At 35.1% G+C, this 13,189-nt stretch carries 12 protein-coding genes; 1 reads left to right on the forward strand and 11 read right to left on the reverse strand.

What is annotated here, in order from left to right:
* Positions 1-156 precede the first annotated feature (156 nt).
* From OQ292_RS33225 to OQ292_RS33240, 4 genes are all read right to left on the reverse strand, one after another.
* A complete protein-coding gene (locus OQ292_RS33225; RefSeq protein WP_284688586.1) occupies positions 157-1,458 on the reverse strand; it encodes a class I SAM-dependent methyltransferase in 1,302 nt (433 codons plus the stop codon).
* 132 nt (positions 1,459-1,590) lie between these two features.
* The gene (locus tag OQ292_RS33230) at positions 1,591-2,379 is read right to left on the reverse strand and encodes a DUF6567 family protein (RefSeq protein ID WP_284688587.1); all 789 of its coding nucleotides are present in this window, start codon (positions 2,377-2,379) and stop codon (positions 1,591-1,593) included.
* A gap of 77 nt (positions 2,380-2,456) precedes the next feature.
* Complete coding sequence (locus tag OQ292_RS33235) at positions 2,457-2,996, reverse strand: hypothetical protein (RefSeq protein WP_284688588.1); 540 nt, start codon at positions 2,994-2,996, stop codon at positions 2,457-2,459.
* A gap of 123 nt (positions 2,997-3,119) precedes the next feature.
* A complete protein-coding gene (locus OQ292_RS33240; RefSeq protein ID WP_284688589.1) occupies positions 3,120-3,740 on the reverse strand; it encodes a hypothetical protein in 621 nt (206 codons plus the stop codon).
* A gap of 201 nt (positions 3,741-3,941) precedes the next feature.
* Here OQ292_RS33240 and OQ292_RS33245 point away from each other — a divergent pair, with 201 nt between their 5' ends.
* Positions 3,942-5,978: a right-handed parallel beta-helix repeat-containing protein gene (locus tag OQ292_RS33245; protein ID WP_284688590.1), complete on the forward strand. Its 2,037-nt coding sequence runs from the start codon at positions 3,942-3,944 to the stop codon at positions 5,976-5,978.
* 13 nt (positions 5,979-5,991) lie between these two features.
* On the opposite strand, the gene OQ292_RS33250 is transcribed toward OQ292_RS33245, so the two are convergent.
* The 7 genes from OQ292_RS33250 to OQ292_RS33280 all read right to left on the reverse strand — a co-directional run bounded on the left by OQ292_RS33250 (position 5,992) and on the right by OQ292_RS33280 (position 13,162).
* On the reverse strand, positions 5,992-6,474 hold the full coding sequence (locus OQ292_RS33250; RefSeq protein ID WP_284688591.1) for a hypothetical protein: 483 nt from the start codon (positions 6,472-6,474) through the stop codon (positions 5,992-5,994).
* Between the two features lie 116 nt (positions 6,475-6,590).
* Positions 6,591-7,319 carry a LytR/AlgR family response regulator transcription factor gene (locus tag OQ292_RS33255; protein WP_284688625.1) on the reverse strand — a complete coding sequence of 243 codons (729 nt, stop codon included), beginning with the start codon at positions 7,317-7,319 and terminating at the stop codon, positions 6,591-6,593.
* A complete protein-coding gene (locus OQ292_RS33260; protein ID WP_284688592.1) occupies positions 7,313-8,365 on the reverse strand; it encodes a sensor histidine kinase in 1,053 nt (350 codons plus the stop codon). The genes OQ292_RS33255 and OQ292_RS33260 overlap by 7 nt, the downstream gene beginning before the upstream one ends.
* 120 nt (positions 8,366-8,485) lie before the next feature.
* Complete coding sequence (locus OQ292_RS33265; RefSeq protein WP_284688593.1) at positions 8,486-9,706, reverse strand: ABC transporter permease; 1,221 nt, start codon at positions 9,704-9,706, stop codon at positions 8,486-8,488.
* A 2-nt stretch (positions 9,707-9,708) separates the two neighbouring features.
* On the reverse strand, positions 9,709-10,449 hold the full coding sequence (locus OQ292_RS33270) for an ABC transporter ATP-binding protein (protein WP_284688594.1): 741 nt from the start codon (positions 10,447-10,449) through the stop codon (positions 9,709-9,711).
* A gap of 93 nt (positions 10,450-10,542) precedes the next feature.
* Positions 10,543-11,805 (reverse strand): efflux RND transporter periplasmic adaptor subunit, encoded by a 1,263-nt coding sequence (locus OQ292_RS33275; RefSeq protein ID WP_284688595.1) that lies wholly within the window; start codon positions 11,803-11,805, stop codon positions 10,543-10,545.
* Positions 11,806-11,809: 4 nt separating this feature from the next.
* Positions 11,810-13,162 (reverse strand): TolC family protein, encoded by a 1,353-nt coding sequence (locus OQ292_RS33280; RefSeq protein ID WP_284688596.1) that lies wholly within the window; start codon positions 13,160-13,162, stop codon positions 11,810-11,812.
* Positions 13,163-13,189: the final 27 nt, after the last annotated feature.

The raw sequence follows: 13,189 nt of genomic DNA on the forward strand, positions 1-13,189 counted from the left end.
TATCTGATAGTTCAATTTTTCTGATAGCAAACCTAACAAATAATAGCTATTTACATAAGACGGATTACTATATGCTTGAAAATTCTTGTTAACAATTATGTTTTCGTAATACGTGTGTCTTACAGTAAAAAGAATATTTAAATCTTTACAGATTTCTCATCTCTTCAATTCAATAAATAAGGAATAATAAAACTTGTCGGCGTTGGTCATGCTTGTAATTTGTAAACCGGCGGTTGAAGCAATTCGCTTAAACTCATTCCACTTGGCAGCTTCCGAAAAAGTATCTACGGCATCGTTCCAAAGTGTATTGGCATACAAAACTTTATCGCTGTAATACATCTCAATCTTTTTTGCCAGCGAATTATCTTTTTGCTTTTGGGCTAATTGGGCTTTCATGGCTTCAATACCCGAAAAATACTGGCAAATAATAATAGAACCATCGGCTGTGAGTAGCTGTTTTGCTTTCTCAATTAATCGCTGTTTTTCTTCTGAGTTAAAGTAGAAAAATACATAATTCACCAAAATAGCATCGTACTTTTTAGCAGTTTCAAAATCAAAAAAATCTTGATTTAAGATTGCTACAAGATCATTATCGGCAAACTTTGCTTTGGTAACTGCATATACTTTTGGGTTAATCTCGATGCCATCGATACTCGCTTTGGGATAAGTTTTTTGCACTACATCAATGTAGTTTCCATAGCCACAACCCAAGTCGAGCACTTGCAGGTTTTCTTGTGGTTTTATCTTTTTCAGATAGTTGGGAAAGATAAATCTTGTAAAGTTTTTAAAAGCATTTTGTCCCGATTCTGTGTAATAATCTTCACTAAAAGGGCTCTTAATTTTATTGGGAATATGGAGATAGACTAAGTTAAACAAAGTTTCGCATAACCTCACCTCATAATCAAGTTGTTTCTCATTAATTAGCGTTTCCCATTTGCTAGTATTTTGCCTTACAAATTGTAGCTTATGTGTTGGCTTGTTGTATTTATTTACCAAATCTTTTACAAAAAAATAATCTCTTATTAGTGATTGTAGAGGCTTGCTTAAAGTCTGGATAAAAGAAATATCTTCTGCCTGAATCACTTTTTTGATGGCACCATCTTTAAGCAGCTCTTCGTACTCAGGTTTTATCTCAAACACCTCATTTTCTAAAGTGAGAATTTCAAACTGAAATAGAAATTCCACAAAAGATTGGCTCATATTATCAGCCTTGGTTAAGCTAGATAGTTTTATATTTCCACTCGTGAAAACATCCGTCTGCAAGTTGTTAGAGAGAGCTTCTAAAGCAACAACTTTTAGAAAGTTGAGTAACCTTTCGAAGAAGTCTAGCTTATAGGCTACCGTATTTATTTTAAAAGTTCGAAGGAACTTTACCAGTAGTTTTCCAGCGAAGCCCAACTCAACAAATTCGAATGACTGATTGTATGCGGCAAAATCTATTTCTTTATTTGTGATCATTGGTTGGTTAGTAAAATTCGCTCAGATTAAAAACATGTTATTGAGCACGTATTAATGCACTCATTAATTATGATGGCAAAAATACAATTGTTTTTAATAGTGCTAGTGCGATTACTAAAGCCAAAATGTCTACTACTTAATCACATCCTTTTCATTTACATAAATGCCGATTAGCTCACCAGTGTTTGTTTGCATTCTTATCAAATAATTAGAGCCAGACGTCTCCATTAACTCGCCAGTGTATTCTTTGTCCTCATATTTAAACTTTACCAATTCCTTTTCTGGTGATTTAGGTGTAAGTAATTTGCCAGAATACTTTGTACTCGAAGAAGCATTTTCTGGTTTTGCAGAAAGTTTTAATGCATCTACTTTCTTAAACTTCATGTTATTATTTTCATCAATATACCTGATTACGAAGTAATTATCTTTTCTACCAACTACTTGAGCATCTATAGTTAGATTATTCTTTTTATTATAGTTTACATATTCTCCAAACTTATAGAACCTCTGTTGAGGAGTGCCTGTAAATCGTTCTAAATTACTCTTTGTTCTTTCGTAATCTTGGTTTTCTGTATTAAAATCTAGTACCTCCGCAGATAAAGTAACTTTGGTAACTAGTATAGGGAAAAAGAAAGTTCGCTTAAAATCTACAGTGGTTTGCCCCAATGCCTGACCCGGTTGTAAATCATAATTCAAGTATAAACTTCTTTTCGCTTCCAAAACTAAAGCATCTTTTTTATTGGAACCGATACCCAAAACATTTGCTGTTCGGGCAGTACCATAAGCAAAATCGATGTGTGAAAAGTTTTTATCTGTAATGGTGGCACTCCCTGCACTAATAGTTCCGACATGGTACGAACAAGAAGATAGCGCAACTAGTAAGATTAAATAGACACTTGTTAGGTTTAGTACTTTTTTCATTTCTGATTGATTAAATGTGCTTGTAATTAAAAACTGACTAAAACTAACAAATAATAGTTATTTTTCAAGATTTGGACTTATAATACTTCTTCTAATTCAAAAACTGTATTTAGCCTTTTCACAATCATTTCTGCTGAAGAAGCATTTGTTTTATTTGTATTAAAAACTGCTATGGTTAAATCATCAGTATAACCCATTCCATAAATTGCTGATATCCGTTTTTGATACCTATTCCAAGATTCTTTTAGCACAAAACCTGTAAATGGCTTGCTAACTTTTTGGGTGTTAAACCCAAAAATTGAAGTTGATTTGCTAATTGTATTTCCAGATATCTCAATTTTAGTTTTGATAACCTTACCTAAAAGATACTTTACAATCGAATAGATTAAAATAGCTATTGACATACCTATCGCCATAATTGCATAAGCGAAAAGTATTTCACTTAGTGATCCTTTCTCATCTTTAACTTCCATAGTAATGGATACTATTACAAATAAAATAGCAAATAGAATAAAACTTTGGAGACTTAATCGTGCAGCTAATTTTATTGTGGTTGTAAAACTCCAAGCCTCCAAAACCAGAACTTTTCTATCGGGTAATGGGTAAATTTGAAACACATACTGCTTCCAATTTTTAGGGCAAATTATAATCTCATACATATTCTATGTCGCACAGTCATTTTCTCTTACAACGAGAATTAACTTATAAAAAATGTCTTTTTTTGATAGATTAAGCCAATTTCACTTCTCCAAAGATTTATCGATTAGCTCAATAGTTATCTCATATTCATTAATCAGGTTGTATTGCGCACCAAAGTAACCTTGCATTACTTCCCACATTAAATCGACTACATCTTTATAGATGGTTTGCGAATCGATTCCGGCTAGTTTTAGGTCAAGCGTTTTTCTGGTAGACTCGATATTATATTGTAGGTTATAGGTTTTGGTGAGCTGCTTTAATAATTCGATATCGAAATTAGAAAGCATGTTACTGTATTTGGTAGCTTCAAACATAGCATCGTCTAGTTGAGGTCTACCAAGTCCAGGAAAATTTGGCACTCTCTCCATAAAAGATTGATTTTTAAACGGCTCTTTCAACTTTTCAGGACTACTCTTTAAGGATTTGCTAAGACTATCCAAGGAATTAAAAAACACAGTTAGGTCACTTTCTTTTCTAGATTTTAGATACTTTAAGTTGTTGTTGATCTCGCTTTTCAATCCCAAAAGCAGGTTCTTTTTATTCTTCTCTGTGCTTTTATTTGCATTCCAATCAGAAGCCATCATTCCCAAGAAAACACCCAAAATCACCATAATTAATTGAAGCAGATAATCTGAAATTTTTTCCTTTTTAAGCTTGAGCATTTCTTAGTAAAATGTTTGTGTAATTATAAATATATCAATTTTGAATTTCCCTCTCTAAATATTCTACTTATTCACCTAGCGTAAATGCTATTTTAGATTCAATTAAAGCCTACATTTTCAGTTATTCCCAAGAACTTTATCGCTAAAGCTAAAGCATAATACTATCTCGATTTATTTAATCTATGATAATTTTTTAGCCTGATGCAAACAGTTCTAATAAAGGTTTTTTTAGTCATTCTACTAATTATTAAAGTTAGTCCTGCTTTTACCCAACATATCATTTTTGTTTCAAACACTCAACATACTGCGCAAAATGGTTCTATTGAAAAGCCTTACCAGAATCTAGAACAAGCATTAAATAAAGTGGCTGAGTTAAACCAAAACCTCGATCGAGATATTATTATCTATCTAAGGGCAGGCACTTATTATCTTCAAAACACGATTACCATTTCGAATCACATCTTCAACTCTGAAAACTACTCTTTAACCATTGCTGCATATAATAATGAGGAAGTGATACTTTCAGGAGCCAAGCCTGTTATCAACTGGCAATATCACGAAAATGGAATTTACAAAGCTGCGATTGATAGCCTGTATTTTAGAGATGTATTTTTGAAAGGAAATCGAGCAATTCGTGCCAGAGAACCAAACCGTTGTACTTACTTTCAAATAACAAAATGGCTCGATTCGCGGCAGTTAATGCAAAGCCCAAAATCTAGCTTCGATCTTATCGAAGAAGTTAATCCAGCAAATCCGCCAGAAATGTTTATACAAAAACACTGGGCATGCCAGATAGTGCGGTTAAAGAATGTATTACTTGATGAAGATTTGGGGTATGTAGATATTTTAGAGCCTGAAAAATCTACCCTGTTCGAAAGAATCTATCCACAAAGAACTGATGGACAGTATTATCATTTAGAAAATGCCTATCAGTTTATTGATGAAGCCAACGAGTGGTTTTTAGATACCGAACAAAATACTCTTTACTTTTTACCAGAGCATGAAAGTATCATTAACAACAATGAGATTCTTATCCCAATACTTGAAAACTTGCTTGTAATTAAAGGTGATGGAAATAAGCCGATTAAGAATATAAATATCAAAAATCTAAAATTTAGCCACAACACTTGGCGATTGCCAAAATATATGGGTTTTGTTGCCGGACAAGCAAATTACTTCTACCAATACCAAAGACAACAACCAGCCAAAGCGGCTTTATTGGTAGCTAATGCTAATAATATACAAATAATTGATAATCGCTTTGAACACTTGGGAACTTCAGCAATTATTTTTCATGAAGGGGTGAAAGAGTCCATTATCTCTGGCAACCAATTTAATGATGTGGCAGGCAACGGCATTGTGGTTGACTGGGCGCTAAATTATGAAACCAGTGAAAGTGCAAAATCAAAAAATATCATCATCGTTAATAACTACATTACAAATATCGGAAGTTCTTATGTGGGCAGTGTTGGAATCTTTCTTGGCTATACAGATTCAGTAACAGTTGAACACAATTACCTTAAAAACTTGCCTTATACTGGCATCAGTTTAGGTTGGCACGATAAGCGAACTAATTCAATTTCAGGCCATATCATTAGAAATAATTTGATAGAAAATGCCATGTTTTTGATGGAAGATGGCGCGGCCATTTACACACTTTCTTCTCATGAAAACACCCAGATACACCATAATTATATAAAAGGTATTAACCGATCTCGATGGACAAACGGACAACAATCTTACTGGCCTGTCGCCGGTATTTATCTGGATAATGATTCTGACAACATTCATGTATATGAAAATACGATTTTAGATGCAGATTATCCTTACCGAATTAGTGGAAGTGCCGGGCATTATAATTCTGTGATCAAAGAGATTGATGATTTCAATTACATTGTAGACCATGCTGGTTTAGATAGAAAATATTTGGAAGCTTTACCCGCTTATTATTTCCCAGACTGTTACAATCAACCAAGTATAACCGCTACGCAACAACTATTGGTTTATCCCAATCCGACAGAGCATTCTATCAATATTCTAATAGAATCAGCTTTTAATGGAGCCATTGAATACCAGATTTTCGATTTATCTGGCAATCGCATTTCAACAGGAGTTATAGTAAGCAGCTTGCAAAACAGACTACAAATTGATACCCAAAACCTACAATCAGGTTTGTATTTTATCACTCTACAAATAGCTAATAGCCAAATTGGGAAAGCTATGTTTTTGAAGAGGTAGTAATAAGCTAATTCTATTTATATTCATAAGACTCACAATAATAAAACACTTCCCCTTTTGAGTCTAATTTATTAATGGCATCAGAAAAACAGCCAATATCTCTATCTTTTGGTAGATTGGTTATCACCATTTTTACTTTCCTTCCAATCCTCTCATCATCATTAGTAAGACATGGAACCAATACAAAAATTCTTTTTAAGTCAATCCCTAAATTTGATCTTTTAATTTCAATTTCCAATGTACCTGCAAAGCAAAAAATCCCACAAGCAAACTCACTTCCGGACTGGTTTTTTATAATTCCTACTACTTTAAACATTTTTTGATACTCCATTCCAGCTTTTGAAAAGACAATTGGAAAATCTGGTCTTGAATCATAAATTATTAAACTATCAGAATCTAATTCTAAAGAATCAAGAGTAACTCCCACCCATTCGTCTTGCGCATTTGTTTTTACAGTAAATAATAGAAGAAAAATGGTGAAGATATATTTATGCATGTTGGTGAGCAATATAGGATACTAACTATCTAATACAGTTTAAATGTCAAATTGTCAATTACTGCTTTTAAAAGTAATAAGTTAGTATGAAAAATACTTTCAGTTCCTTTTAGAAATCACTCCAAAAACTTGCTCTTTATAAATTCTTGAAACTGATCTTTGTATTTGTCTGCAACGGGAATGTGTTCTTTATCGAAAATGATCATATTTCGTTGGATGGTCTCAATTTTATCTAGGTTTACGATAAAAGAGCGATGCACGCGCATAAAGCGATTTGGAGGCAAGCTACCGTCTAGCGCTTTTAAACTCATAAGAGAAAGTATCGGCTTGGGATTATCTGCCAAATGGAATTTTACATAATCTTTTAAGCCTTGCACAAATAGCAAGTTATCCAACTTCACCTTAATAATCTTGTACTCAGATTTTACAAAAAGGCTATCCTCTGCATTAATGCTTTGCTGTAGATTCTTCTTAGCCTTTTCGTTTAGATCGAACCAATCTTTGGCTCGGTTGGCTGCAGTTAAAAACTCTTGATAGTTAAAAGGTTTCAGTAAGTAATCCAATGCGTTTACCTTAAAACCATCTAATGCATACTGTTCAAAAGCAGTGGTGAAGATAATTTTCACTCGATCGCCAAGGGTTTGCGAAAACTCTAAACCAGAAACTTCAGGCATTTGTATATCTAGAAACAAGAGATCAATATCTTCTTCGTCCATGTGTTTCATGGCTTCTTTCACACCATTACATCTTGCCTTTAAATCCAAGTAGGGCGTTTTGTTGATGTAATTTTCCAGAATATCCAAAGCCAAAGGCTCATCATCCACTATTAAACAGTTAATCATAATTGTAGAGTTAATGTACAATCAAAATATTTCTCTCCATCCTCGATACTCAACTGATGTGCCTGTGGATACAAGAGATTCAAACGCTTTTTCAGGTTTTCCAGACCTATTCCAGAGCCACTTCTATCGGTATCGCTTTTCGGAAAAGAAGTGTTTTTTATGTGAAATGTCAACTCTTTTTCTGAGTTTATGTTCATCTCCATAAATATTTCTGAAGGCTCGCTAGAATGTACCCCATGCTTAAAGGCATTTTCAATTAAAGAAATACACAAAAGGGGCGCAATTGAAGCATTACTAGTCACTTTAGGAAAGCGATATTCTACCGCAACAGTCGTCATCAATCTGAGCCTCATTAAATCTATATAATGATGCATAAAATCGATCTCTTTGGTAAGAGGCACAAATTTTTCGTTGCTATCGTATAGTAGGTAGCGCATCAGTTTGCTCAACTGGTGCACCGCATCTTGTGCTCTATCTTGATCTTGAATTATTAGACCGTAAATGTTATTTAAGGTATTAAAAAAGAAATGTGGATTTAACTGATTTTTAAGGTTTAGTAATTCTGATTTTAAATGCTCTTTTTCCAGTTCTTTTCTTAAATCTTCTGTTCTAAACCACTCACTGGTAATCTTTATCGCCACACTTACACCTGTAATCATTCCAAAAGCGATAAACAAACTAATAAATATTTCTATAAATGAGGGCCTTGGTCTCTTTTGAGCACTTTCTGTTACAGCGGCTGCATCTCTAACAAAATCTGAAAGCATTTCCATTGTAAAAATGGCTACTGTAAACAGCACAAAGTTAACCAACAAGAATTTCCATATCTGTTTATTAAAAAGGAATTTCTTGATTAAGTAGAAATAGTTTATGTAAAAAATACATGCAAAAAAGAAGGGCGGTCTCATTTCTCTTAAAAACTCAGAGAAATTTTTTGGAGATCGGTAAGCAGAAAAGAATGGCAAACTAATAATGATGCCCCACACAAGAATGTGCAGGGTTATCATTAAATATTGCTGATTCTTTTTATCTTTTATATCAAATTTCATATTGGCTCACATCTTAAAAGCTTACAAATGTACTCAACGAATATTTCATTTGCTGACAAAACCTGATAAGTAGTTTCTCGATTAAAAATCTCAAAATGAGCTTTTTAATTTTTGCTGATCTTACTCGTATCTCAGTGCTGTTATCGGGTCGAGGCTTGCTGCCTTTCTTGCAGGATACCAACCGAAGAAAATCCCGGTAATGGCACAAACTGCAAATGAGATTACAATTGAATCTGTAGTAACTGATGTTGGCCACATCAAATAGGTGGAAACACCTAATGTACTACCAATACCCAACAACACGCCAATTAAACCTCCAGTAATACTGATCAAAATTGCTTCTACTAAAAACTGTAAGAGAATATCTTTACCTCTACCACCAATCGCCATTCTCAAACCAATTTCTCTGGTTCTCTCAGTCACCGATACATACATAATATTCATAATCCCGATACCACCAACTACTAGCGAAATACTTGCAATAGCTACCAATAATACAGTTAATATCTCACTGGTTGAGCTAAATGTTGAGATCAACTCTTGCTGCGAACGAACATGGAAATCGTCATCGTCGTTTGCACCAATTTTGTGCGAAGCACGTAAAATGTCTTCCATCTCAGTTACAGCATCTTCAGCCACTTCTTCGCTATTGGCAGAAGCAGTGATCGATTGCAAGTAATCTACTGCTAAAATCCTTTTTTGTACAGTGGTAAAAGGTGCCAGTATAATATCATCTTGATCTTGCCCGAATGTATTCTCTCCTTTCTCACCCAACACACCTATTATTTTAAAAGGAATTTTATCGAAACGAATAGTTTTACCTACCGGATTCTCTCCATCTGGAAAAAGGTTTTCTACAATGGTTTGCCCGATTACAGCCACTTTCGCATATGTTTTCACTTCTTGCTGAGTAAACATGGTACCATCTACAATATCTAACTTTCTAATATTGATATACCCCGGACTTACACCATAGATGGAAGTAGGCCAGTTGTTCGCGCCTATTATGGCCTGGCCACTTCCGTTCACCTGTGGCGATATGTCAGTAAGTAATGTACTCTTTTCTTCCAGTGCTTCCAGATCAAAAAGCGTTAAAGTTTGCGATTCGCTAAAATCTCTTCTTACCCCTCCTCTAAAATCACTACCCGGACGAATGGTGATCATGTTAGAACCCATACTCGAAATCTGCTCTTTAATACTTTGCTTGGAGCCTTCACCAATTGCCAACATGGCAATTACCGAAGCTACACCTATTATAATACCCAGCATGGTAAGGAATGCACGCATTCTATTACGTTGCAGTGCTTTCCATGCTATTTTTATAAGATTTACAGTTTTCATGTCTAATTTTCTATTGGTAGTTGTGCTAATGCGTCTGCTGCAATATGAATGTTTTCCACAGGACTGTCTTTAATCACATTTCCATCTCGTAAAACAACCGTTCTGCTGCTAAACAGTGCTATATCTGGCTCGTGCGTTACGAAAGCAATGGTTTTTCCTTGAGCATTTAAATCTTGAAAAAGCGCCATAATTTCGTAAGAAGTTCGGGTATCTAAGTTACCTGTCGCCTCATCGGCAAGAATAACTACCGGATTGTTAACCAAGGCTCTGGCAATGGCCACACGTTGTTGCTGGCCACCAGAAAGCTGGCTTGGAGTATGGTGTCGTCTGTCTGCCAAACCAACCAATTCCAGTGCATTTTCTGCCCATTCTTTCCTTTCAGCAGAAGTTACCTTTTTGTTATAATACAATGGCAACTCTACATTTTCTATCGCAGTGGTTCTGGGTAAAAGGTTATAAGACTGAAATATAAAGCCAATCTTTTCATTTCTCAATCTTGCAAGTTCGTTCTTATTCAGGTTACTAATATTCACACCGTCCAACTCATACGATCCTGAAGAGGGTTTATCCAGACAGCCAAGTATATTCAACATGGTCGATTTACCTGAACCACTGGTTCCCATTATAGTCACAAACTCACCTTTGTTCACCTTAAAAGAAACCCCTTTTAATGCTCTCACGGTTTCTGTTCCAATAGTGAACTCCCGTTTGAGGTCTTGTATATTTATGATGGTTTTATCCATAACTTAATGTCTTTTCTATTTTAGAATAATGATTTATGGATGCTGCATTACAAAAAGCAATCTGTTAGCTATTTGCTAGCTATTTGTCTATGCTTATTTCTTTTTGTCACTTCCTGGAGGTTTTGGCATAAATGGGCTCGATTCACCTCCACCTCCTGCATCACCAGCCGCTTCTTTCATTGCTTCCATAGAGTAAACTACTTCATCACCTTCTTTAAGCCCTTCAATTACCTGCACTAAAACACCATCGCTCTCACCAGTTTTTACTGGTTGCGGATGAATATTTGTACCTTGTTTTACCCAAACCATTCCTTTGCTATCATCCTGTTCGTTTTGCGCTGGCATGTTTACAGGAACCATTTTTCCACCTTCTGGTGGAGCATTGCCTTCTGCCATTTTTGGACCGTCTCCATCATTTACTTGCTCCTTGTACTGAGCCATTACTTGTTGGTCTGGCTGAAAGCGCAATGCTTTTGCTTCTATTGTAAGTATGTTTGGCATCTCAAGCGTATATACAGTAATACTTGCAGTTAAACCCGGCATTAATTTAAGGTCTGGGTTATCAGCCTTAATAATTACAGTATAGGTTACCACATTAGATTCTTCTTCTGGCTCAAGTCTAATTTGAGTAACTTCACCTGCAAACTCTTCACCCGGATAAGCATCTACTGTAAACATTACTCTCTGCCCTAATTCTACCTCTCCAATGTCTGCTTCATCTATATCTGCTTCTACTTGCATCTGCTTTAAATCACGAGCAATGGTAAATAACTCTGGTGTACTATAGCTAGATGCCACTGTTTGCCCTTCGTCTACTGCTCTTGATAATACCACTCCATCAATTGGAGAATAAATATTGGCATAACCCAAATTGGTTTTAGCTCTGTCTACATCAGATTGTCTCTGCTCAACTACACCAATAGCATTTTTTAGATTGTATTCTGCTTCATCAAAATCAGTATCGCTAATTCTTTTGTTATCGTAAAGCTTTTTAAGTCTATCGAAGCTTTTTTGTAAATAATCGCGCTCAATTTCGGCATTTTTCAAACTAGCCTTTGCTTCGTTAAGCGTAGCTAAAAGTGTGGTTTTATCTAACTCTGCTAGCAATTGCCCTGCTTTTACATCTGAGTTATAGTCCACATAAATTTTTTCAATTACACCAGAAACCTGTGTACCTACTTCTACTTGAGTAATTGGTTCTATAGTTCCTGTAGCGGTAATTACTTGGTTAATAGTTTCTTTAGTAACCTTTACTGTTTTTACAGTTATTTCTGTATTTTCTTTTTTAATGAAGAAAAAATAAACAGCTACTCCGGCAACTAATATCGCAATGATATATATCAGTGATTTTTTCATCGTATTAAAGTTTTATGGGTTCGCCTTGATAAAATTGGAGGAGTTGATAGTACAATATTTTCGTATATTTTGTCTGTACATATTTCTGTTGAGCGGTTAAATACTCATTCTGATCAATTAGTAAATCAGTGGTATTCAACAAACCCACTTCGTACTGTTCTTGTGCGAGTTCAAAAGATACCTGAGCAGCTTCCATTTGCACCAAGGCGGCTTCCATTTCACCTTGAGCAGAAATTGCACTTTGGTAAGCATTTTCAATCTTACGGTACACTTCCTTTTTGGCAGCTATGCGATCCAAATTCGCCGATTCCATAGAAATCTTTGCGGATTGCACATTCGATTTATTCTGAAACTTAGAAAAAATCGGAATACTCAGGCTCAGACTCACTCGCTGGTTGAAGTTGTTATCTAATTGGTCAGTAAATGTATATTCTTGCGTACTTGTATAACCGGTCGATAAACCCGCTCCTAATGATAATGTGGGTAAATAACCTGCTTTTGCAATGTTCATATCCAACTCTGCTGTACTCATAGACAGTTGGCTGGCTTTAATCTCTGGTAAGAAACCCAATGCGTTTTGGTATGCAGTAATCTTATCTGGAATAATCACCTCTATATCATCACCTATTTCAGGAAAATCAGGCTCATACTCTTGTTCTGGATCTAGTTCTAATAATTGTCTTAATGTAAGTATTTGCTGAGCATAAGAATTTCGTGCAGCTACTAACGAATACTGGTCGCTAGCATATTGCGATCTAATATCTGCCAAATCTTTTGCGGCTACTGTTCCTGCATCAAATAGTGCTTCTGTTTGCTCATACTGTTCCTCTGAAGCTTTTAAGTTATTCTCGGCGATTTCAATGCCTTCTTTATAATAAAGTGCCTGTAAATATGCCTGAGTAACTTCGAGAATAATACTGTTTTTAGACTCGGTTACATATAACTCGTTTTGTTCAAGTAACAAACCATATTGCTTAGCTTGGTTTCTAATTTTGTTACCCGAGTATAAGGTCATAGAAGCATTTAAACCTAAACTAGTTGAGTAAATTTGTTGTGAAACAAAATCACTTGTAATAGGGTCAATACTAGTACCTCTGGTTAAAGACTCAGATGCTGAACCTGATAAACTTGGCAGCCAGTTATTTTTTGCCTGATTGTAGTTTATCTCAGAATTATCTTTATCAAGTACAGCCTGCTTTACTGTTATATTATTAGTAATTGCATAATCTATACTGTTTTCCAGATTCCATACCGCTGGTACTTGCTTTACACTATCCGTCTGCGCAACACTTGCTGATATACCGAATGGTAATATCATTATCGCTAGGAAAAGATGTTTAAAAACTGAAAACTTCATTGTCATCTACTTTATTGATTTAAGGCT

It is taken from the genome of Chondrinema litorale (genome assembly GCF_026250525.1).
In the GTDB taxonomy this organism is placed as follows: domain Bacteria; phylum Bacteroidota; class Bacteroidia; order Cytophagales; family Flammeovirgaceae; genus Chondrinema; species Chondrinema litorale.

Coding starts and splice junctions, on each gene's coding strand:
- OQ292_RS33280 (WP_284688596.1), bottom strand. CDS start 13,162: ATGAAGTTTTCAGTTTTTAAACATCTTTTCCTAGCGATAATGATATTA.
- OQ292_RS33275 (WP_284688595.1), bottom strand. CDS start 11,805: ATGAAAAAATCACTGATATATATCATTGCGATATTAGTTGCCGGAGTA.
- OQ292_RS33265 (WP_284688593.1), bottom strand. CDS start 9,706: ATGAAAACTGTAAATCTTATAAAAATAGCATGGAAAGCACTGCAACGT.
- OQ292_RS33250 (WP_284688591.1), bottom strand. CDS start 6,474: ATGCATAAATATATCTTCACCATTTTTCTTCTATTATTTACTGTAAAA.
- OQ292_RS33245 (WP_284688590.1), top strand. CDS start 3,942: ATGCAAACAGTTCTAATAAAGGTTTTTTTAGTCATTCTACTAATTATT.
- OQ292_RS33230 (WP_284688587.1), bottom strand. CDS start 2,379: ATGAAAAAAGTACTAAACCTAACAAGTGTCTATTTAATCTTACTAGTT.
- OQ292_RS33270 (WP_284688594.1), bottom strand. CDS start 10,449: ATGGATAAAACCATCATAAATATACAAGACCTCAAACGGGAGTTCACT.
- OQ292_RS33260 (WP_284688592.1), bottom strand. CDS start 8,365: ATGAAATTTGATATAAAAGATAAAAAGAATCAGCAATATTTAATGATA.
- OQ292_RS33225 (WP_284688586.1), bottom strand. CDS start 1,458: ATGATCACAAATAAAGAAATAGATTTTGCCGCATACAATCAGTCATTC.
- OQ292_RS33240 (WP_284688589.1), bottom strand. CDS start 3,740: ATGCTCAAGCTTAAAAAGGAAAAAATTTCAGATTATCTGCTTCAATTA.